13 protein-coding genes are annotated in these 22860 nt (G+C 34.9%); 10 read left to right on the top strand and 3 right to left on the bottom strand.

Going from position 1 to position 22860, the window contains the following annotated elements:
• Positions 1 to 102: 102 nt before the first annotated feature.
• A complete protein-coding gene (locus KMW28_RS11805; RefSeq protein ID WP_169663246.1) occupies positions 103 to 2916 on the top strand; it encodes a caspase family protein in 2814 nt (937 codons plus the stop codon).
• Here KMW28_RS11805 and KMW28_RS11800 read toward each other — a convergent pair.
• The gene (locus KMW28_RS11800; RefSeq protein WP_169663247.1) at positions 2913 to 5075 is read right to left on the bottom strand and encodes a hypothetical protein; all 2163 of its coding nucleotides are present in this window, start codon (positions 5073 to 5075) and stop codon (positions 2913 to 2915) included. The genes KMW28_RS11805 and KMW28_RS11800 overlap by 4 nt on opposite strands.
• Positions 5076 to 5357: 282 nt before the next feature.
• On the opposite strand from KMW28_RS11800, the gene KMW28_RS11795 reads away from it, so the two are divergent.
• From KMW28_RS11795 to KMW28_RS11755, 9 genes are all read left to right on the top strand, one after another.
• Entirely contained in the window at positions 5358 to 5960 is a 603-nt protein-coding gene (locus KMW28_RS11795) for a hypothetical protein (RefSeq protein ID WP_169663248.1), read from the top strand.
• 123 nt (positions 5961 to 6083) lie between these two features.
• A complete protein-coding gene (gene mtaB, locus KMW28_RS11790; RefSeq protein WP_169663249.1) occupies positions 6084 to 7403 on the top strand; it encodes a tRNA (N(6)-L-threonylcarbamoyladenosine(37)-C(2))-methylthiotransferase MtaB in 1320 nt (439 codons plus the stop codon).
• Positions 7404 to 7650: 247 nt separating this feature from the next.
• Positions 7651 to 8085: an HYC_CC_PP family protein gene (locus tag KMW28_RS11785; protein ID WP_169663250.1), complete on the top strand. Its 435-nt coding sequence runs from the start codon at positions 7651 to 7653 to the stop codon at positions 8083 to 8085.
• Positions 8086 to 8210: 125 nt separating this feature from the next.
• The gene (locus KMW28_RS11780; RefSeq protein WP_169663251.1) at positions 8211 to 11969 is read left to right on the top strand and encodes an efflux RND transporter permease subunit; all 3759 of its coding nucleotides are present in this window, start codon (positions 8211 to 8213) and stop codon (positions 11967 to 11969) included.
• A gap of 2 nt (positions 11970 to 11971) precedes the next feature.
• On the top strand, positions 11972 to 13216 hold the full coding sequence (locus KMW28_RS11775) for a TolC family protein (RefSeq protein ID WP_169663252.1): 1245 nt from the start codon (positions 11972 to 11974) through the stop codon (positions 13214 to 13216).
• Between the two features lie 24 nt (positions 13217 to 13240).
• Complete coding sequence (locus KMW28_RS11770; RefSeq protein WP_169663253.1) at positions 13241 to 15001, top strand: efflux RND transporter periplasmic adaptor subunit; 1761 nt, start codon at positions 13241 to 13243, stop codon at positions 14999 to 15001.
• A 166-nt stretch (positions 15002 to 15167) separates the two neighbouring features.
• On the top strand, positions 15168 to 16685 hold the full coding sequence (locus KMW28_RS11765) for a hypothetical protein (protein ID WP_169663254.1): 1518 nt from the start codon (positions 15168 to 15170) through the stop codon (positions 16683 to 16685).
• Between the two features lie 175 nt (positions 16686 to 16860).
• Positions 16861 to 19392, top strand: coding sequence for a copper-transporting P-type ATPase (locus tag KMW28_RS11760; RefSeq protein ID WP_169663255.1), 2532 nt, complete (start codon positions 16861 to 16863; stop codon positions 19390 to 19392).
• A 349-nt stretch (positions 19393 to 19741) separates the two neighbouring features.
• Positions 19742 to 21316 carry a T9SS type A sorting domain-containing protein gene (locus KMW28_RS11755; RefSeq protein WP_169663256.1) on the top strand — a complete coding sequence of 525 codons (1575 nt, stop codon included), beginning with the start codon at positions 19742 to 19744 and terminating at the stop codon, positions 21314 to 21316.
• An 81-nt stretch (positions 21317 to 21397) separates the two neighbouring features.
• On the opposite strand, the gene KMW28_RS11750 is transcribed toward KMW28_RS11755, so the two are convergent.
• Both KMW28_RS11750 and KMW28_RS11745 read right to left on the bottom strand, forming a co-directional pair.
• The gene (locus KMW28_RS11750) at positions 21398 to 21925 is read right to left on the bottom strand and encodes a YceI family protein (RefSeq protein ID WP_169663257.1); all 528 of its coding nucleotides are present in this window, start codon (positions 21923 to 21925) and stop codon (positions 21398 to 21400) included.
• Positions 21926 to 21931: 6 nt separating this feature from the next.
• Positions 21932 to 22624 carry a hypothetical protein gene (locus KMW28_RS11745; RefSeq protein ID WP_169663258.1) on the bottom strand — a complete coding sequence of 231 codons (693 nt, stop codon included), beginning with the start codon at positions 22622 to 22624 and terminating at the stop codon, positions 21932 to 21934.
• Positions 22625 to 22860 lie beyond the last annotated feature (236 nt).

Genomic DNA, 22860 nt, shown 5'->3' with positions numbered 1-22860 from the left:
TTTATTTTGCATATCAATCCTCAATAGATATATGTTTTTGAACGATATATACTATATTGAGTGAATAACGGTAGAAACTTTTTAAGCTCCAGAAAATTCGAAATGAAGATTTCTTTTTATTCCATTTGTCTCTTTGTTTTATTATTCCATTCAGTTATTGGTCAAGATAAATCACAACATGTGGTTGTGGACCCACAAGGGCATTCTCAGATAATTAGGAAAGTGGTTTTTTCGAGTAATAATCAAAAAATCTATTCTGTATCGGAAGATAGGACAATGAGGGTGTGGGATGTTCCTTCATCAAGTTTATCACATACTTTTTGGGGCAATATGTCCAAAGGTGCGGATGGAGGTTATGGTGCATTAACTTTATCACCTGATAATAAACTAATAGCTATCGCTGGGGATCTGAAAGATCATGAAATCAGCATTATTAATTTGACTACCGGACAACAAATTGCTTCTTTATTAGGACACGATAGCTCAGTATCAGATCTACAATTCTCTTCTGATGGAGAATACCTCATCTCAGCAGGAGCTGATAATACGGTGAGAGTGTGGTATATTCCTTTCCTTGAAAATGAAGTTTTTGAAGAAGAACCCTACGAAGAACTTTCTATAGAAGAACATACTGATTTGGTGTATAATATCGATTTATCGGAGGATGGATCTCGATTGGTGACCTCATCTTTTGATGGTACAGTAAGAATGTATTCTATGTCTGTTGGGATGAAAAGTGCTGCTTTGATGAAAGTGTGGGAAACTTCAGATCGATTTACCAATGTAGAAATTTCAGTTGATAATAAATTTGTAGTTGCAGGAGACGATCATGGACGTGTGTATGTTTGGAATACCAACGGAACTGAAGTCGCTTCTTTAACAGATACAGAAGGGTTTATCACTAGCTTGGAATTTTCTGATAATGATGAGTTGTTATTGGTTACCGACTCCAAAGGAAATATAGTATTGTACGATACAGAAGCGTGGGTAAAACATAAATCAATCGACAATAAAAAAGGAATAGTAAGTTCTGCTCAATTTGCCAACCTTTCTAAAAACTATATCCTTACCGCTATTGGTGATCATCCTGAGATTAATATTTGGGATATTTCTAAAAATAAAATAGTTAGAACATTTAAAAGTGATACTAAGTCATTTCAAGATGTTACTGTGAATGGAAGTGAGGTCTACCTAACTAAGGAAAATCAAAGTGTGATGATTGATTTTGAGGGAATGAAGGTAGATCTAAATGCAAAAAATACAGAGTCAGCTTCAGCAATTGATAAAGAAAATCTAACGTTAAATGATGAATATACTATTCAGTATAATGATATTCAAATTGATGCAGACGATGAGATTGTAACTTTTGGAAAGTTGCCTTCACAAATTGTAATCAGTACTAAATCTTCTTTGAAATTATATGATTTACAGGGTGAGGAACAGCTCGAATTGATGGGCTGTTTAGGAACTGTGGATGAGTTGTATTATTTGAACAATAACAAATACCTGTTGGGTAAGAGTGCAGATTTTACTTATCACGTTTGGAATTTAGCGACAGGAGAACACCTTGTCTCAGCATATATTTCTGATAATAACGATTGGATCATTTGGTCGCCAAAGGGTTATTACGAGGCTTCTGCTGGAGGGGAACAATATGTCGGTTTTCTAGTTAGTCACGGTTTTGGAGTATTAGGCGAATTCAATAAGTTAAGTTCTTTATCAAATAGATTTCATCAACCTCAAATTCTAAAAAAGATTTACCAATCGGGAGGGTTTAAAGAGGCCAACATTTCAAATCATCAACCTATAGACATTGCAGAAATAAAACCAAAAGTAGAATGGGCTTCACCATTATCAGAAGATGAAATTATAGATGATGCGGTACAAGTGACTGCAACTGTTCAATCTAAATTGCCCTTATCTAGCTTACGATTACTATTAAATGCTAGACCATATCCACAAATACAAATTGATGAATCTTTAGAGGAAAGAGTATATACCTATAATATTGAACAGAAAATCAATATACCTTTTCATTTTGGTAGTATTCAGCTTTTTATAGAAAATAAGGAAATTAGTTATTTAACAAATCCTCGACACGTAAGTACTGAGGATGTCAACGATAGTTACTCTTTAGATGATCTTTTGAAACAAACATCTGTAAAAGACAAAAAGGATATTCATGTGGTGAGTATAGGTATCTCTGAATTTGCCAATAATGCTTTGAATTTAAAATATGCCGATAAAGATGCGATGTCCTTAGCCGATGCTTTTTTAGGTCAGCAAAGAGGGGAGTTATTTAATGAGGTTAAGCTGAAAAGACTGACTAATAGTGATGCGACTAAAGAAAACATTCTTCAATCGATCAATGATTTAAAAACAGAGGTGACGTCGAAAGATATGACTGTGATTTATATTTCTACTCATGGATTAGAATATAAAAATCAACTTCATTTAACGCCATATGATGTGAATTTGAATACCTTTTCTACTTCAGCATTAGGTTGGGACGAATTGCAACAATCAATAGCACAGTTACCGAGTCAGGTGATCGTATTTTTTGATGTGCAAAAAGGTAGAGATTTAGGTTCGCAGTTAAAAGCTACACAACTTGTAGAAGAAGTAAGACAGTTATCTTCTGATGAAAATAACATTTCGGTTTTTGCATCAAATAATATGGGGGAAGTACCAATGAATGACGAAAACAATGGCCATAGTCTCTTTGTAGAAGTACTGTTAGAAGGACTAGGAAAAGGGTTGGCAGACAACACTGGAGATCATTTTATATCTATTAAGGAATTAGCACAGTTTGTATGTGATCAGGTTCAGGAAAGATCGGAAGACCAACAGCATCCGATCATTGTTATACCAACAGCAGCCCCAAATATTTTGATTGGCAATTTAAAGTCAAACTAGAAACTAACACTAATTCCCGGACCGACCATCCAGAAGAACGTATCTGCTTTTAGGAAATAACCAAAACCAATATAAAGAGGTAAGGAGAGTTTACGTCCTGGCCTTTGAAGAGGGTGGACAGAACCCAATGCCACAATGCCCAAGTCACGATCAATATCTTCGTTATCTGATAAGTTGAAGGCGTTTAAGGCAATAGATCCGACACCAAAACGATAGGGACGAACACGACCAATAGTACCTGGCTTAAAGAATTTAAATTGAGCGATGGCCGAAATACTAATACCACTAATACCAGAAGAGATATCGTCTTCGTTGGCTTTCTTTACCAATAGACCGGCTGGGAAAGAAAGGTCGATATCAAATTGTGATTTCCTAGAAGCATAGATTTCTATCTTTTTGGTATAGATCTGCTCGCTGTATTTATCTTTTTGATGTGAGATGTAGATTTCCAACTTCGTCCAATCCTCAAAACGGTGTGTCTTAATTCCTAAATATTTATTTAAGGTGATTAAGGGATCCGAACAGTTGTTTTTTTCATAGTTAAAGTGTCTTGGAGATGTTTCGCCAGGACAAATCACGATATTATCATCCCTTGCCAATTCGATTAGCTGACCTTGAGGCCCAATGACCCGGACATCTAGGGTGATGTACTGCTTACCATAGAGTTGGAGTCCATCAATTTCATCTGTATTGAACTTTAAGATGACATCAGTAATGGCTTTTGGATAGAAAATAGGTTTTTCGATTTGGCTTACGATTTTAGGACCGTTACCACAGTCGATCGTAACAAAATCGAAATTTTTAGGTGATTGCTTCTCTTTAATTTTGATGGAATGCCCAGTATATTCATCTCCATTATAAATCTTTAGTTCCTTCTGATTAATGTTTAAAGGAACAGAAATTTGCATGGTTTGTACCTCCATTCGGGTGTTAACCGAGTCAATATTTCTATTACTTAAACCTTCGAATAGGTAACGTGCATGTTGCATCTGTTTACCTTGGAATTTAAGAGAAACAGTTTCTCCAGGATAAACAGAAAGGTCTCCCGTCCAGTTTCTTCCAGGTCGAAGCAACTGAATAGACTCAATAATATTTTTTGAAATGATGTTGAAGTTGGTAATGAATTTGGCATCATCACCATCTTTAATGTATAAATAGCCATCTTGAAGATTGTGGTAATCGTACACTCGAATCAGACACAAAGTTTTGTTATTACTCATATTTCTTTTAGTAAATAACTCAGCCACAAGGTGTCCGCCCTTTTCTTCTTGATTTTCTATTCGGTATGTTTTTTCTAATTGAAGTTTTCGGTTCTGTTGAATCTGAAGTTCTATCCCTTCCTCATTCGATTGTGCCCCTTCATAAACAATCTCGTTTTTATCAGTTGCTAAGTAGGTTAATCGAGGTGCCTTTACATTAAATTTAAGCTCTAAAGGTATGGTTTCGTATCTCTTTCGCCCTTCGATAAGATTTGGAATCAACGTTTCAAATACTATTTCAGTAGAAAAAGACTTTACGAACTTAGGCAATACACTAATAAATATTTTATTTTCTCTTTGGAACAGACGCCAAGAAAGATCAGCTTGTTCGTGCCAAATATTATCTACTCTAAGATTTTCTTCTCTGTTGCTTAGAATCTCGTATTCTTTTTCCTCACCAATGTATAATTCACGTTCAACATCAGGTTTTTTATCTGCGATTTCGACAATTGTGTTGGTGTAGGGAAGAAGCTTTTGTTCGTAAGTAACTTCTTGTCCGTCTATAGTCCATAAGTTAAAGACAAAAGAAGGTTTAGCGTTTTTATTTGTTTCTACAAATTGAAGTTTAAATCGATATACATTATCGCCTACAGCAAGCGGTTCTTCAATTACTTTAAAATCGTTGGCATGAATGAGTTTTAAATCGGTAATCTGATCCTCGTGTTTTAGATACACCCTTACTTCAAATACCTGCTCAATATCTTCAAAATAGAAAGGTAATGTGACTTCACCTCTTCGTCTTTTATCATGAATACCATGAACAGACAGAGATGAAACTGTAGTGTCAGAAACAATATCAATGTCTTCAATAAAATGCGAAGCTTTCTGAGCAAAAAGGGCCTCAGATGGTGAGCAAATTAGAAATAATAATAAAAAAAATAAACGCAAGCTAGGTTTCATATTATCTATTAAAGTTTATCTCTTTTTAGGTGATTTCAATTCAAGAGATATCAGATCAAACAAATATAATTGAATGACATTTTAAATATAATGTTTTTTATTTCCTTTTGGGGTACTATTTCGGTTATCAGATAGTTAAAATTATTTATTGCAGTCGCATTAGATCACTTTTTGATCCAACCAAATTATATATTTTATCAAATTATTGATTTATATTGTAACGTATTTATTGATAATCAGTAATTTTTATCAAGAAATCTAATGATAAACTAAGCCTCAACTATGCGTTACTCTTCCATCTTACTATTACTATCAATATTCCATTTTGGGTGCAGTAAATCTGCTCAAAAAGCCGAATTCTATCAAATAGAAAATATTAAAACCGACCAAGCTTTAGAAGCGGCCGTTTATTTGGATAGTGCTACACTACATTCGTATTTATCACCCGTTTTCGATAGCATCGTTTTGTCCATTCAGTTTGATGAAAATGTTGAACCACAGCAAAATAATTTTGATGAAGGGAATTGTGAAGTAAAGGCTTATAAAAAGAAAAATGATGCTTGGAGTGTTGTAGAAAGTCAAACAGATTGTGGATCTCAAGGCAATCAGGTAATACGATGGATTTATAAAAACAATCGTTTGGTCTTTTATCAAGATATATCCTCTGTAAACCTCACCAACGAACCAGCAGATTTTTACATTTATGATGAGCTTTTAATTCAAAGAGAAGGGGAACTTCATTCCATGGAACGAGAAATAACTGTAGAGGAGTTTCACTCAGGGTTGATAAGTAAATCGTATTATCATAATAATCGAACGGTAACGCAGATTGAATCAGCTTCTAAGTGGTTGATTAGAGAGTTGTTTGCGGAAAATGGTTTGTAAGATGAAGGCGTATTGTTGAAACAAAATTAACATACGTTGCAACGAATATTTTCAAATCAATAACATTCTCCTTACTTTTGTACTCCTTTTGAATTTTCAAAAGTGATTAATAATCAATCAGTAATGAGAAAAGTAGCCTTTTATACACTTGGTTGTAAATTAAATTTCTCTGAGACGAGTACGATCGGTCGTCAATTTGAGGAAAGAGGATATAAAAAAGTGGAGTTCTCAGATACTCCAGATATATATATAATCAACACTTGTTCTGTCACTGACAATGCAGACAAAAAGTGTCAGAAAATTGTTCGTGAAGCCAAAAAAATCTCACCGAATTCTTACGTTGCGATTATTGGATGTTACGCTCAATTGAAGCCTAAAGAAATCTCTGAACTTGAAGGAGTTGATGCCGTTTTAGGTGCAGCTGAAAAGTTCCGCTTGCTAGATCTATTGGATGGATTTGTGAAAACAGAAGAACCCACTGTTTTAGCCAAAGAAATCAAAGAAACTAAAGAATTCGTTTCAGGTTATTCGATGAACGATAGAACAAGAACGTTCTTAAAAGTTCAGGATGGCTGTAATTATAAATGTTCGTTCTGTACAATTCCATTAGCAAGAGGTAAATCAAGAAGTGCTCGTATTGCTGATATCATCGAAAATGCAAAAGAGATTGCAGCATCAGATGTTAAAGAAGTAGTACTGACAGGTGTGAACATTGGTGATTTTGGTATCATCAATGGAAAACGCCAAGAAAGACTGATCGATTTATTAAAAGAGTTGGATAAAGTAGAAGGTATCGAGCGTTATCGTATTTCCTCTATCGAGCCCAACTTATTGGACGAAGAGATTATTGAGTTCTGTACTCAATCTGATAAATTTGTTCCTCACTTCCATATTCCATTACAATCAGGTTCTGATAAGATGTTGGAATTAATGAGAAGACGTTACAGAACAGATTTATATCAATCAAGAATTACTGAAATCAGAAAACAAATGCCAGATGCCTGCATCGGTGTTGATGTTATCATCGGTTTCCCTGGAGAAACGGAAGAAGATTTCTTAGATACATATAATTTCCTAAATGAGTTAGACGTTGCCTACCTGCACGTCTTCACTTACTCAGAAAGACCAAATACGGATGCCGTTCATATGGATGGAATCGTACCTAAGTCAGAAAGAGCAAAACGTTCGAAAATGCTTCGTATCCTTTCAGATAAGAAGAAAAGAGCATTCTACGAAACTCAATTAGGTACAAAACGCACAGTGCTTTTCGAACACGATATCGAAGAAGGTAAAATGTTCGGCTTCACAGAAAACTACGTTAGAGTAGAAGCGAAGTACGATCCAGCATTAGTCAACGAACTAAAACACGTTGAGTTGGTTCAAGTAAACGACGCAAATGTGGTGGAGATTAAGGAGCCTGAGGTGGTTTATGAGAAACACTAAGGAAATTAAGAATGAAAAATGAAAAGTTAAAAACGTAGTTAGTAAAGTTAACGCAAGTAGTTAAAAAAGACTGCTGATTAATCATCGAGCGTTAGCATAACATTTCACGTTTTTCATTCTTCATTTTTAATTTTTCATTCAAAAAAAGGTTAGCTAAGATAAAAAGCTAACCTTTTTTCTTTGTTAAAATAACTAAACACCTACATCCTCCCTTGCATCCCACCGTTATTTAATAGAAATTAGTTACATGAAAAAGTCTGTTCAACATATCATCTTTTCCACATTATTGCTTCTAGGCACAATAGGAGTGGTGGTCAACACCCATTATTGCAAGGGGTTGTTGAAGGAGGTGAGCATGACGGAAACGCATGCATGTTGTAGCAAGATGAATCATGAAGCAGATCAAAAAGGTGCTGACAAGAAGGGATGTTGCGAACAAAATAAGGAACATCTAAAAGTGACTGATCATTTTGACCATATTATTGATGTGGTGAAAATTCCTTTAGTGACGTATAAAGAAATTGTTAGAAACTTTTGGCAATCTGCGTATCAATTTGTTCTTCCGGAAGCATTGAAATTTTTGGTAGGTAGCACTAAAAGCATAGCTTCTGTTGAGGAAAAAACTCCCCCCATATATTCCAATATACCTCTAAATGTGTCATTTGAGGTCTTTCGTGTTTAAGTTTTAGGTTGATCCAACATTTTGGATGAAGACTTTTTGAGTCAATAATTTATTTATTTAATTATTGATGCTTTTTTGTACGACATATTTTTCGTACTTAATGTACCTAGAACACAATACTCACAATGATTAATAAAATAGTTCGCTTCTTTCTCTACAACAGAGTAGTGACAGTTGTGGCGTTGATTCTGGTTGTTTTTTGGGGATTGATGCACAGTCCTTTTAAATCTAAAATCAACGAATATATACCTTATAACCCCGTATCAGTTGATGCTATTCCTGATATTGGTGATAATCAACAAATCGTATTTACAAAATGGTCAGGTCGATCACCTCAGGATATCGAAGACCAAATTACTTACCCGTTAACGACTTCATTATTGGGTATTCCAGGAGTGAAAAGCATTCGCTCTAATTCCATGTTCGGTTTCTCTACCATCAATATCATATTTGATGACGAGACAGAGTTTTACTTTGGTCGAACAAGAATTTTAGAAAAGATCAACAGTTTACCTCCTGGTACTTTACCCGATGGTGTTCAGCCTACTTTAGGACCTGATGCGACTGCAGTTGGGCAAGTCTATTGGTATACTTTGGAAGGTCGATATCCAGAAGGAAACCCAACAGGTGGATGGGATTTGGATGAATTACGTTCCACTCAAGATTTCTTAGTGAAATATGCACTAATGTCTGCGGATGGAGTATCAGAAGTAGCTTCTGTGGGCGGTTTCGTCAAAGAATATCAAATTGATGTTGACCCTAATGCTTTAAAAGCCTACAATGTCACGCTTCAGCAAGTGATGAACTCTGTAAGGAATTCCAACTTAGATGTTGGAGCAAGAACGATTGAAGTCAACAATGCAGAATACTTTGTTAGAGGTATTGGCTACATCAAAAATCTATCTGATTTAGAAGAGGCGGTAATTAAGGTCAACGAAAATGTGCCGATTCGTATCAAAGATGTGGCGAAAGTAGTGGAAGGACCTGCCGTTCGTAGAGGTATTTTAGATAAAGAAGGAGCCGAGGCGGTAGGTGGTGTAGTGACCGCTCGTTTCGGAGCCAATCCAATGTTAGTTGTGGACAATGTCAAAGATAAAATCCAAGACATTCAATCAGGCATGCCTCAAAAAGTATTACCTGATGGTACGGTAAGTAAATTAACTATCGTTCCTTTTTATGATCGATCAACTTTGATTAAAGAAACCCTGGGAACTCTAAACGAGGCATTAGTTCAAGAGATATTAATCACTGTAATAGTAGTACTAATTATGGTGTGGAACTTAAGAGCATCCATGTTGATCTCAAGCTTATTACCAATAGCTGTACTCATGGTATTTATAGTGATGAAATACATGGGAATTGTGGCAAATATTGTGTCCTTGAGTGGTATAGCGATTGCCATTGGGACGATGGTCGATATAGGTATTGTCATGTCGGAGAACTTGATAAAACACTTGGATCGACGGGGTGGCCGAAAATTAGTAGATGTTATTTATGATGCTACTGAAGAAGTTTCAGGAGCAATCGTCACAGCAGTAGCCACAACAGTTGTCAGCTTCATTCCAGTATTTACCTTACAAGCATCAGAAGGAAAATTATTCTCACCATTAGCATACACAAAAACATTTGCCTTATGTGCTTCAGTGGTGGTGGCTTTAATTTTCTTACCCACTTTTGCATATTATTTCTTTAAATCATCAGAGAATAAAGGAAGCCGAAAAAATATCGGTCAATACCTATTCTTAGTGTTGGGTATTGGTATCATGATTTTCTCAAAAGTCAGTTTAGGTCTAGGTGTAGTATTGATCAGTGCTTATAACATCTTCGAAAAGCCAATCAAAAAATATATTCCGGAAGGGTATTATGATAAAATTAGAAGTGGCATTGTGGCTGTTGTGATTGCTTACTTATTAGCTATGGATTGGTTACCATTAGGTGCAGAAGAGAGCAATTTTAAAAATTTCTTATTTGTTGGAGGTTTGATTGTTCTCATCCTTGGAGGTTTTCAATTGTTCATCAAATTGTATCCTAAAATTCTAGCCAAATGTCTTGATAATAAAGCGACTTTCCTTTCCATAGTATTGGCTGTTATTTTTTCAGGTGTATCAGCATGGGTAGGATTTGCCAAGCTCTTTTCACCTTTCACCACATTAGGAAATAAAATAGGAGTTGATTTTACAGAGTCAAGAGCTTATCAAAATATGAATAAAGCCTTCCCTGGAATTGGATCAGAATTTATGCCCTCCTTATCAGAAGGTAGTTTCTTGTTGATGCCAACGACAATGCCGAATGCTGGTATTTCAGAAGCTAAACGAAACTTGCAACTGATGGATATGGCGGTCAAAAATATACCAGAAATTGAATCTGTAGTGGGGAAATCGGGTAGAACGGAGTCGCCTTTAGATCCTGCACCTATCAGTATGTATGAGAACATCATCAACTATAAATCAGAATATAAAGTGGACGAGGATGGAAATCGTCTACGATTTAAAGTGGATGAAGATGGTAAATATGTGAGAGATGATAAAGGAGAATTAGTACTTGATCCTGACGGAAAATATTTTAGACAATGGAGAGACGAGATTAAATCGCCAAATGATATTTGGCAGGAGATCGTAAAAGCGACTCATCTTCCTGGTTTAACGTCTGCACCTAAATTGCAGCCTATCCAAACACGTTTGATTATGACCCAAACGGGGATGAGAGCACCCATGGGTATTAAAGTATTTGGACCTGATTTAAAAACCATCGAAGGTTTCGGTATTCAACTAGAAAGTATATTGAAGGAAGTACCTTCCGTAAAGAAAGAAGCTGTTTTTGCCGATCGTATTGTAGGTAAACCTTATTTGGAAATCGAGTTAGATCGTCAAAAATTAGCACGATACGGTATGAGTGTAAAAGACATGCAAATGACCTTGGAAATGGTGATTGGTGGTATGCCTTTAACGTATACTGTGGAGGGAAGAGAACGTTACCCTGTTCGTTTAAGATACGCAAGAGAATACAGAGACAATCCAGATGTATTGAAGAAATTCTTAGTCAATGTACCTCTGGGTATTCAGGTTCCATTAGAGGAATTGGCCGAAATCAAGTACGTTGCAGGACCTCAAAGTATTAAATCAGAAGATACGTTCTTAACGGGATATGTCCTTCTAGATCGTAAACCTGAGTTCTCTGAAGTTCAAGTAGTCGATCAAGCAACGGCTTATATTCAATCAAAAATTGATAATGGAACATTGGTTGTTCCAAAAGGGGTGAGCTATAAGTTCTCAGGTAATTATGAAAATCAAATAAGAGCGGCCAAGAGATTATCTATTGTGATGCCTATCTGTTTGATGCTGATCTTCTTTATTTTATACCTTCAGTTTAAATCTGTAAAAACAACCCTCATGGTGTTCTCCGGAATTGCAGTAGCATTTAGTGGAGGCTTCTTGATGTTGTGGCTCTATAGCAAACCGGGTTTCATGGACTTTACCTTATTGGGTACGAATATGAAACATCTCTTCAATGTAGATACAGTCAATTTATCGGTGGCCGTTTGGGTTGGTTTCATTGCTTTATTTGGTATTGCTACCGATGATGGCGTGTTGATCGCCACTTATTTAGATCAATCGTTTGCTTCGCATACACCAAATACAGTGAAAGGAATTCGTCAAGCAGTACTTGAAGGAGGAATGAAAAGAATCCGACCTAGTTTAATGACTACTGCCACTACTTTATTAGCATTTATTCCAATCCTCACTTCTACAGGTCGAGGAGCGGATATCATGAAGCCAATGGCAATTCCTGGTTTCGGAGGTATGACGGTAGCTTTATTGACTTTATTTGTGGTACCTACATTGTACTGTGCAGTAAAAGAAAGTGCATTACTTAAAAAGAAATAATCATGAAAAGTATCATCAAAAAATATATAATTAGTATTCTGTTGTTGACTGCCTTTCAAGTGAATGCACAGAACCAATTCTTGGATAGTTATATTCAAACAGCTATTGAAAATAACTATGGAGTACAATCTCAATCTCAAAATATTCAAGCAGTAGCTGCCGAGAAAGAGATCATTAAAGGGCAGGGTTCTGGAAATCTTGAAGTAATGTATGGTTATGGAGTTTCTCCTATTGAAACTAGAAATGGCCCTTTAAATCATAAAGTATCTGCAGGTATAATGTTGCCTTGGTTTGGTACTCGATCGACGAAATATCAAGTGGTGGATCAAAAAGTTACTTTAGCACAAAATCAAAAGAAGATAGCTGAAAACAACATCAGATACTCTGTGCGAGCGACTTATTTTAAAATGATCCAAAATAAAAAGGACTTAGCCTCTGCAAGAGAAAATTTAGATATTCTGAAATCATTTGAGAACATCGCTTTAACACAATACGAAAACAGCAAAGGCTCTATGGTGGATGTGTTGAGGGTACAAATGGAGATGGAAGATGCCAATAATAAGATTGAGAGTTTGATGCAAGACAGCTTAGTGCTCAAACAACAATTGGACTTGGTCATCAACAAACCATTATCTGATGTTCAATTAGAGGAACAATTTCAGTTTAGATCATTTGATAATGCACACTTGGAAGAGAATCCTACTTTACAATCACTTACTGCTTCAGAACAAGTAGTTGGGGCGCAAATGGTGACTGTAAATAAAGCTGCTGCTCCTCAAATTAAAGTGAGTGTAGATTATGGTATTTTAGGGCAGGCTTCCGGAATGTCGGCAGAAGATGCAGGTAAAAACACTGTGATGCCGATGGTAGGTTTATCCATTCCTTTGTTTAATCAGAAAAAATATTCTGGTCAGAAAGAACAATTGAGAATGCAACAACAAACTATATCGCTTAAAAAGCAGGAGACTGAAAATGTTTTAAAATCGGAATACCTGAAAGTGCAAAATCAATTAAATGATGCACAGAGGGATATAAAGGTCATTCAAAGTCAGTTAGGACAAATTGATCAAGCTATAGATATTCAACAAGAAGCCTATACAGTGGCAAAACCTCAAGGATCTGAGTTCTTAGAGTTACTAAGATTACAGATTCAGCGACTTAATTATCAATTCAAACAACATCAAGCAGAACAATCTCAGTGGGAGGCCTTGGCCAAATTGAGTTTTATCGAAGGAGTAGAAGAGTAGATTGTTCTTATAAATAGTACTAAAATGAAAAAATACATTCAATCATATAGCGTCATCATTATAGTGTTTATCATAGGCCTGTTTTCAGGTTGGTTATTCTTTGCAGGAGAATCATCGCATAAACACAAGGAACACAAAGTAGCAGAGAAAGAGACACAGTGGTGGACGTGTTCTATGCATCCTCAAATTAGACAGCAAGAACCAGGAGATTGTCCAATTTGTGGAATGGATTTAATTCCAGCCTCTTCCGGAAATGAAGGTCAGGATTTATCTCATATTTCATTATCACCTTCTGCGGTAGCGTTGGCAAACATTCAAACCACTCAAGTCACAAAACAAGAAGCAGAGAAGGAGTTAACCATGCAAGGTAAAGTAGCAGTTGATGAGAGAAGAACGTTTTCTCAAACGGCACACTTTTCTGGAAGAATTGAGAAAAGCTTTGTGAATTATATTGGTGAACGAGTACGAAAAGGACAGAAATTAGCCACTATATATTCCCCTCAATTGGTCACGGCTCAAAGAGAGTACTTTGAAGCAAAAAAAGTGAAAGAAAGAAATCCTCAACTATTACGTTCTGCAATTGAAAAACTAAGACTTTGGAAATTGACGGATCAACAAATTGAAGAGATTGATAGAAGCGGAAAAGTAAGAACAGAGTTTGATATCAAGGCAGATATTTCTGGAGTGATCACAAAACTGAATGTGGTAGAAGGAGATCATATTATGGAAGGTCAAGTAATGTATGATGTGGCCGACCTTTCTCGACTTTGGGTAAAATTTGATGCCTACGAAAGTGATTTAGCTTGGTTGAAAACAAACGATAAAATCACCTTTACCGTATCGTCTTATCCTGGTCAAAATTTCAGTACTAAAATTGACTTTATTGATCCTTTCATCAATCCTAAAACAAGAGTTGCATCAGTTAGAGGTAGTGTGTACAATAAAGGAGGAAAATTAAAGCCAGAAATGTTTGTCACAGGTAAAGTGATGGCGAAACTTCCGGTGAAAGATGATGTAATCGTCGTTCCTAAAACTGCTGTATTATGGACTGGTCCACGTTCTATTGTATATGTGAAAGTACAAGGCGAAAATCAACCGACATTCGAAATGAGAGAAGTGGTCATGGGAACAGAGTTATCTAATGCCTATATCATCAAAGAAGGATTGAAACAAGGGGAGGAAGTGGTGACTCAAGGAACGTATACAGTAGATGCCGCCGCTCAATTAAAAGGAAAACCAAGCATGATCAATCCTAAAAAAGGAATGGATCACGATCATATGCACATGGATATGTCAAAAATGGAAAAGCATCAAAAATTTGGGGATGATTTGGTTTCTGAAGTGTTTAGAACTCAACTTCAAAAAGCCTTTCAAAGCTACATTATGCTAAAAGATGCATTAGTGGCTAGTGATGATCATAAAACATCAGAATTAATTAATGATTTTGAAAAATCATTAGAAGGTGTAAAAATGAATGGCGTAAAAGGCGATGCACATATGTATTGGATGATGACTTCCAAAGCATTGAAAGGTAGTTTAACTGAAATGTCAAATGCAGATAACATTGATACACAAAGAAGACACTTTGTAGAAGTATCAAAAGAGATGATCAATTTGATTACAAAATTAGGTTTACCTAAAGATCAAAAAGCCTATTTGATGTATTGTCCTATGGCCAACGATGACCTTGGTGCTTCTTGGTTGTCTAATGTGAAAGAAGTAAGGAATCCATACTATGGAGACATGATGCTGAAGTGTGGGGCTGTGAAAGAGGAAATTCAATAGCATAATACATATAAACAATGAAAGCATCCATCTATTTAGAATAAAAATAGACGGATGCTTATTTAGCAATATAGGTAAAAATATGAACTTAAATTTAGGTTAGATTTGAATTCATTTAAATAGTTATTAATATTGTTTTTTAAAATGTATTATAAAATATATAATCATGCAAACTTTAAACGAAAGAACTAAACTATCTAACCCTAAAGCAATCAATTCATTAGAAAAAAACTCAAGGGACAATTATTTGTACAACAGAGAAGGACCATGGCCTCAACCTTCTCCAAGAGACCCGAAAGGTGAAGCTCCTGCTGTTTTGAGATTACCTAGACAAGAAAAAGAGTCTTGGAAAAAAGAAATTGGAAAACGTTACATGAAAAACATGTGGACGTATTGGCCAAAAGCTTTAAAATACTCCATAAAGCATAAAGGACTGTCAAAAATCGATGATTTGGAGTTTAATGATCTTCTAACAAAAGGAGTTTTTAGTAAGTTTTTATCCAAAGGGATAACTCCACAAAAGAAAAAGATTTTTGAAGCAGTATTTCCATTTGACTATAATAAAGGTGACTACTATGTAATCGATTTATCCTTAATGTCTTTTACAAAGCCGTTTGAAGGAATTTTTGCTTCAGGAACGATTATACTTTTTGAAAAAATCGATAACAATCTGAAAGCTCAATTTATTTATGTGGACGAGTACGAGAATGATAAAATAGTCAATCCTTCTTCGGAATCTGATTTATGGGAAATGGCAAAGGTATTTGCTATGCAAGGTGCAGCGTATAAATTAATCTTGTCAGAACATGCATTATTACATTTTCCATTTGATTGTATTAATGCCATAAGTAAATCTTCTTTGCCTATAAATTCAATACTGTTGCAATTATTATTGCCACACTTTGAACATACTTTAGTGTTGAACAAAGTAGTATTAAATTCAACGGCATCACCTGTAGAAAATAACCAAAAGTTCCCTTATTCAGGATTCTTAGGAGATGGAGACGGTCAGAGATCTCTGGTTGCATGTGCTTATAGTGGTATTGATGGAAATGATAATTATAATGGATATAACTACTCAAAAGAAATAGAAAAATTTGATTCTCCTTATTATACATTCTTGCTAGAATACTATAAAGTAATAAAGAACTTCGTTTCTAATGTAGTGCAGATTATCGATGAAGAAGAAATGCAATTAATTGCCGAATGGGCGAAATATATCAATCAATGGATTCCTACTTTTTCCAATGGCGAGAAAATTATGAATAAGGAAACTTTGATAGAAGAGGCCTCTATGATTATTTGGGATGTTTCTGTGGCACATTCTGCAGATCATTACAGTTTTGCACAAATTCCAAGTTATTTAATCCCTTTAAGGGTAAGGATCGATCCGAAATCAGTAGGAAATAAATTGGTTAATTGGAAAAAAGGGATGAAAATTAATGATATGTTTAGATATAGAATGGAAAGAGAAATGTTTTTTAAACCAACTAATGTTTCTACACTTCACGATACTAAATATAGATTTGATAAAGTAAGGTATTCCAAGGAGACTAGGACTTATTTAGAAGAATTGAATACTATTTTTCTAAACGATTTAGTACAACTAGAAAATAAACTGAAAAGTAAAGAGATACCTTCATATATACCATTAAAAGAAATTGCAAGGTCGATACAATATTAAAAACTATCTTAAAGAGGAATCCCAGTAGAAATGCTGGGATTTTTTATTTAAATAACCTGTGGTAGTTGATCATTTCTTATTTAAATTAATTATACTCTTTATTTTCATTTAGCTAATACAAGATCAAAATATCCCTAAAATCTAATGTATATTTGTATATCAAATATTGAAAAAAATGAAAGAACTAATACTAGACACTTCCCTCGGTTGTAAAATGTGTGAAGCTAAAGTTCAACCACTTTTAGATGCAGATCCAAGAGTGATTGAATGGGAAGTGAAAGATGGACATATATTAAGAGTAGTTACTGAAGGTGCTTGTCAAAAATGTGTAAATAAAATAATTGGAGAGGCAGGGTATGAGGTAAAAGAACAATTTTCCTCTAAAGATGTTGATCCAAAAGATTATGCACATAAGATTACACACGAAATACCTAAGATAGAATACGAAAAACCTAAAGTAACAGCAGAGAATGCGGGTAAATATTATTGCCCAATGATGTGCGAAGGTGATAAGGTATATGATGATATGGGCGACTGTCCTGTTTGTGGTATGCCATTGGAGAAAATCCCAGAGCCAAAACCTGCAGTAAAGTATTCTTGTCCGATGCACCCCGAGGTAGAAGGTGATGAACCTGGAGATTGTCCGAGATGTGGAATGCCTCTAGAACCGGTCATGCCGGAAGCTGCAGTGGAGGAAGAAAATGAAGCCTATACTGACATGAAACGCAGGTTTAAGTTAAGTCTGTTATTTACAGTTCCTGTAGCACTAATTGCAATGTTAGGTCATATTATTCCAAGTATTCATCATCAAATGCTCAGTGTGATGTCTCAAACTGCTTGGAATACAATCCAGTTTGTCTTAACCATTCCAATGGTGTTTTACACAGGATGGATTTTCATGAAAAGAGCATATTCATCTATTATCACTAGGAATTTTAATATGTGGACACTGATAGGTATCGGAACTGTAGTTGCTTTTGTCTTTAGTGTTTTTGCTTTATTCTTCCCAACTATTTTTCCAGAACAATTTAAGTCCAACGGAGCAGTTGATGTTTATTTCGAAGCTACCTGTATCATCTTATTGCTGGTGATGTTGGGGCAATTAATGGAATTAAGAGCACACTCCAAAACCAATTCAGCTTTAAAAGCTTTATTACAATGGGCTCCACCAACAGCAACAGTCATTAGAAACGAAAAAGATCTTGTTGTAGCTGTTGAGCACATAGAAAAAGGAGATAAGGTAAGAGTAAAACCTGGTGAAAAAGTTGCCGTGGATGGTTTTATTTTAGAAGGATACGGAACAGTAGATGCTTCTATGATTACCGGTGAACCTATTCCACAGGAAGTGAAAGAAGGAGATAAAGTGAGTAGTGGTATGATCAATACCAACGGAAGCTTTATCATGAATGCAGAGAAAGTAGGAGGAGAAACGTTACTCTCCAAAGTAATTTATATGGTCAATGACGCTAGTCGTTCAAGAGCACCTATCCAAAAAGTAGCCGATCAGATTGCAAAATACTTTGTACCAATCGTGGTAAGCGTATCCATTCTCACTTTCTTGATTTGGTTATTCTTCTACAATGGAGAAAATGCAGCGGTTTATGCTTTAGTCAATGCTGTTGCAGTATTGTTAATTGCTTGTCCATGTGCTTTAGGTTTGGCTACTCCAATGTCTATCATGGTGGGTACAGGAAAAGGTGCTGAATATGGAATCTTAGTAAAAGATGCTGAGTCTCTACAACAGCTAAATGAAGTAGATATGTTGATGATCGATAAAACAGGAACCTTAACGGAAGGAAAGCCATCTGTTCATCAAGTAATCAGTTTTTCTGATTGGGAGGATGAAGAAATTATCAAAACAGCCGCAGTGCTTGATAAAAACTCAGACCATCCATTGGCAAAGGCAATCGTTAAAGCATCAAAAGAATTTTCTGATGCACAATATGAAGTATCCGACTATAAATATTTGATAGGTAAAGGTTCAGAAGCTAGTGTCAATAATCATAAAATTCAATTAGGTAATCACAAACTGTTATCAAAGAGTATTTTAAACGATCAACAGTTTAAAGAAATTGAAAAGCAACAGGCAAAAGGAGCAACTGTGGTGTATCTACTTCAAGATGATCAAATTAAAGGTGCTATATCACTCATCGACCCAGTAAAACCAACAGCGATTAAAGCTGTAGCCGATCTTCATAAAAGAGGTATTAAGGTCATGATGTTAACCGGCGATAATCAACAAACGGCAAAATATGTGGCTGAACATGTAGGTGTCGATGAATATCAAGCGGATTGTATGCCTGAAGATAAACTAGAAAAAGTAAAAGAATATCAAGCAAAAGGATTCACTGTGGCAATGGCCGGAGATGGTATCAACGATGCTCCAGCATTAACTCAAGCGAATATAGGTATTGCTATGGGCGATGGCACAGATATCGCTATTCAAAGTGCAGAAGTTACTTTATTAAAAGGTGATATATCGAATTTAGTAAAGGCCTTTAAATTGGGTGATAAAGTGATGAGAAATATAAAGGAGAACCTAGTTTTCGCGTTTTTCTACAATGTGCTTGGGGTGCCAATAGCAGCAGGAGTGTTATTCCCATTCTTTGGAGTTTTATTATCTCCAATGTTAGCGACTTTGGCAATGAGTTTTAGTTCTGTATCGGTAATTACTAATGCCTTAAGATTAAGAAGTTCTAAGTTATAGTAATAAATATAATAATTAAGGAAGAGAGAGGTTATGTCATTTACTGGATAACCTCTTTTTTATGAAAACAAAAATTTATACATTTTTGAATTTACAAATAACAGATTAGAATAAGTTGTTTCGTTTTGTAGGAGAATAAATAATTGAATAACAAAATACATTACTTAAAAGATCTTAGTGATAAAATTTTGCTTAGATCTTTTATTTTTTTGTTCTAAAATTGCAACTTTAAGTTAATTAAAGTTAAAACGAGATGAATATGTATTCATTTTTAAGGAGTTAACAATTCAATCTACTTGATTTGTAATACTAGCTACACAATAGATAAGTAACTACATTAGACTTAATAATGATAAATAATTTTCAACTCAAATTAACAATCACTCTCTCATTTCTATTTTTTACAGTGATTGATTCTTTTGCTGCGAGTGTTTACGAACCGAACAGTAATTTAAACATAACTTCCCTTGCAGAATGGCAAGACCCATCGAATTGGACTTGTGTTTCAGGAGATTGTACAACAGGCTATCCTCTAAGTGATGATACTGTTGAATTTGGTAATACTGCAACTAATTGTTGTAGTTACTCCATTACTATTAATTTCGATTTAGCATCAACGTATACTGGACTTTCATTTTCAAGTACAGCAAATGATTCAGAATTAACTTTTGGTGCTAATGCTGTAATCGATGCAGATTATCTTATCGAAAACAATAAGTCTACCATCTCAATACTAGAAGGCGGTAGTGTTGTGGTTAATAACGATTTCGTTACAGACAATAATGCAACATCACTTTCTGTATGTGGAAACTTGACTGTTTCTGGTAATATGACAATTGGAGGAGGTAATACAGTTACTGTTTGTGAAAATGGTAATTTGTACGTCGATGGTAATTTTAAGTCAATCGGATCGGATTTAAATGTTTATGGTCGTTTCGAAGCTACAGATTATGGCGATTTTGCTGATAATGGTGCTTTATCGAACTTAAATGTTTACTCAACAGGTTATGCAAAATTCAACGGGGATTTATTTGTGGACAACACCAATATTGATGTTGATCAATCTGGAATTTTAGAAGTGGTCGGGCAAGTTTCCTATACTTCTACAGCAAATAATCCAACTTGGTCCATCGAAGGTTATTTAGTTATTCACGAAGGAATTGATATCCATTGTGACAAATCCTTTTTAGTGGATATTGTTGCAAGTGACAAAGGTGGATTAATCATCGATCAAGAAAAAGCGGGTGATAATGAATGCGATCCAAAAGGAGTGAAGGCAGATGCCAATTACGATTGTAGTATGAAACTATTTTGTGATGACATCAACAGTGATTTATATACCCCAACTACTCCTCCAGATTTACCAATACATTTATTGTATTATAGTGGTTCTAGCTTGCAAGAAGGTGTTCTTTTAAGTTGGGCAACTGCCAATGAAGAAAATTCAAGTCATTTCACGATAGAATCTTCTTATGATAAATCTTCTTGGATAGAGGAGGAAACACAAGATGCGGCAGGGAACTCTAATGTGAGAATCGAGTATCAACAATATATTTCCAACCCTAATGGAGAATATTTTAGATTGGCACAATACGATTATGATGGAACGGTGACCTATTATGGGCCAATTCAGATTAAAAATAATCCATCTTTCAATGATCAAAGTTTGTTGTTATTTCCAACATTCCTAAAAAATGGAGATCATTTAAGTTTGCTCTCTTCAAACCCTTTTGGAGAGATTGATGGGACTTACAGCATTTATGATATACAAGGCAATCATATGCAGACAAAGGATATTACATTGGAAGAGGGTGGTAGCATCCAAACAATTAATTTAGAAAATGATCAATTGTCAAGTGGTTTATATTTGATGAAATTGAACTATGGTAGCCAAAAGAAAACATTTAAGTTTTTTGTTGAATAGGCTATATCATATATATAATCACAAAAATGGCTGTCTCAATGTAGAGGCAGCCATTTTTTTATCTTATTAATTGATCTGATTCTAATTCAATACACATTTGATGTGAAGACTTACTTCATTACCAACGGTAAAGGTTCCAGTATCTTTTCCTACATCAAAATCTAATCTTTTGATTTTTAAATCACCATTAAAAGTGTTTCCATTTTTAGTAAAGGTGATCTTCACTTCTTTGGTAACTCCATGCATGGTTAACTGACCAATGGTAATGTATTTATCACCATTTTTTTTGATTTCATTGGAGACAAAACAAATCTCAGGATATTTTTCAATCTCAAAGAAATCTTCATTTTTTAAATGTGTGTCTCTTTTCTCATTGTCAGTATTTACTGTTGATGAGGATATACAAACGTTGAATTTGGATTCAGATAAATTATTTTCGTCAAATTGAATTTCTCCTGTCATTCCATTAAAGAAACCTTCAACGGTATTCACCCTAAAGTTACTTATCTCAAAATCTACTTTAGATAACCCAGAATCTATCACTTGAGCATACGAAAAACTCAATGAGAAAAGATAAGCAGTAAGTAATAAAAATAATCGTTTAAGCATGTTCAATTATTTAAGGTTATAACGAGCACCAATCATTACTCCATCACTTACACCTCTAAACCTTTTATTACCAGGTTGTAATTCTGTTGGTGTTGAATATTCAGTAAATGTATGTGCAAATCCGAGTCTTGCAGACCACTTGGTATTGATATGATATTGTACGTAAAATTCAGAACTTAACATACCATAATCGTTGGCGGCAACTAATAATAAAGAAGGTCCATTAGATATAGCGGTGGTAGCTTGAGTGGATCCGTTACCTGTATAAAATGCATTTTGATCTCTACCAAAAGTATAACCAACAGCATCGATATTCATCCCCACTTCAAATTTGCTTTTAATTCTGTAACTCAAAGAAATATAAAGTGCAATATTCATTTGATTTGGAGAGACAATGCTTAATGTGTCTTGTTTTTCTTCTTTTCCATAATACTCTGGTGGAGCAGAGAAAAAGTCTTTGGATTGATTGCTATACCCTTGGAAAACAGAAAATCTTAATCCCGTACCAATGACAAATTTTTTCTTTTGTCCTAAACCCCAAGAATGACCATAGGCCAAAGAACCGATAAAATCTGTTCCTACTTGAACTGACCCATCCAAGTATACATATTTTGATGGTAATGTTTCATTGTCGCTTTCTTGAGCAATTACTTTTAAAGAGAATAAAGCGATGAATAAGAGAACTAATTTAATTTTCATAATAAAAAGATAAGTTGATTTTTAATATTAATTGGTCTTAGATAAATAGATTTCCTTACAATAACATTTAAACTTTTTATTAAAATATGTATCTACAGAGAAATTTAATGGGTAAATGTGATAGTTATTTCGATATGAAGATGGTTTTATTAGAATACTAAATTCTTTTCAATAGATAATCCTAAACGTTTCTATTCAATCATAATTTAGAAAAAGAGTATTTTTTACAGATATTA

The sequence above is a fragment of the Flammeovirga yaeyamensis genome, assembly GCF_018736045.1.
GTDB lineage: Bacteria > Bacteroidota > Bacteroidia > Cytophagales > Flammeovirgaceae > Flammeovirga > Flammeovirga yaeyamensis.
Note: the sequence above shows the minus strand (reverse complement) of the source record. Positions and strands in the feature narration are given on the sequence as shown.

Coding starts and splice junctions, on each gene's coding strand:
- KMW28_RS11805 (WP_169663246.1), top strand. CDS start 103: ATGAAGATTTCTTTTTATTCCATTTGTCTCTTTGTTTTATTATTCCAT.
- KMW28_RS11800 (WP_169663247.1), bottom strand. CDS start 5,075: ATGAAACCTAGCTTGCGTTTATTTTTTTTATTATTATTTCTAATTTGC.
- KMW28_RS11795 (WP_169663248.1), top strand. CDS start 5,358: ATGCGTTACTCTTCCATCTTACTATTACTATCAATATTCCATTTTGGG.
- mtaB (WP_169663249.1), top strand. CDS start 6,084: ATGAGAAAAGTAGCCTTTTATACACTTGGTTGTAAATTAAATTTCTCT.
- KMW28_RS11785 (WP_169663250.1), top strand. CDS start 7,651: ATGAAAAAGTCTGTTCAACATATCATCTTTTCCACATTATTGCTTCTA.
- KMW28_RS11780 (WP_169663251.1), top strand. CDS start 8,211: ATGATTAATAAAATAGTTCGCTTCTTTCTCTACAACAGAGTAGTGACA.
- KMW28_RS11775 (WP_169663252.1), top strand. CDS start 11,972: ATGAAAAGTATCATCAAAAAATATATAATTAGTATTCTGTTGTTGACT.
- KMW28_RS11770 (WP_169663253.1), top strand. CDS start 13,241: ATGAAAAAATACATTCAATCATATAGCGTCATCATTATAGTGTTTATC.
- KMW28_RS11765 (WP_169663254.1), top strand. CDS start 15,168: ATGCAAACTTTAAACGAAAGAACTAAACTATCTAACCCTAAAGCAATC.
- KMW28_RS11760 (WP_169663255.1), top strand. CDS start 16,861: ATGAAAGAACTAATACTAGACACTTCCCTCGGTTGTAAAATGTGTGAA.
- KMW28_RS11755 (WP_169663256.1), top strand. CDS start 19,742: ATGATAAATAATTTTCAACTCAAATTAACAATCACTCTCTCATTTCTA.
- KMW28_RS11750 (WP_169663257.1), bottom strand. CDS start 21,925: ATGCTTAAACGATTATTTTTATTACTTACTGCTTATCTTTTCTCATTG.
- KMW28_RS11745 (WP_169663258.1), bottom strand. CDS start 22,624: ATGAAAATTAAATTAGTTCTCTTATTCATCGCTTTATTCTCTTTAAAA.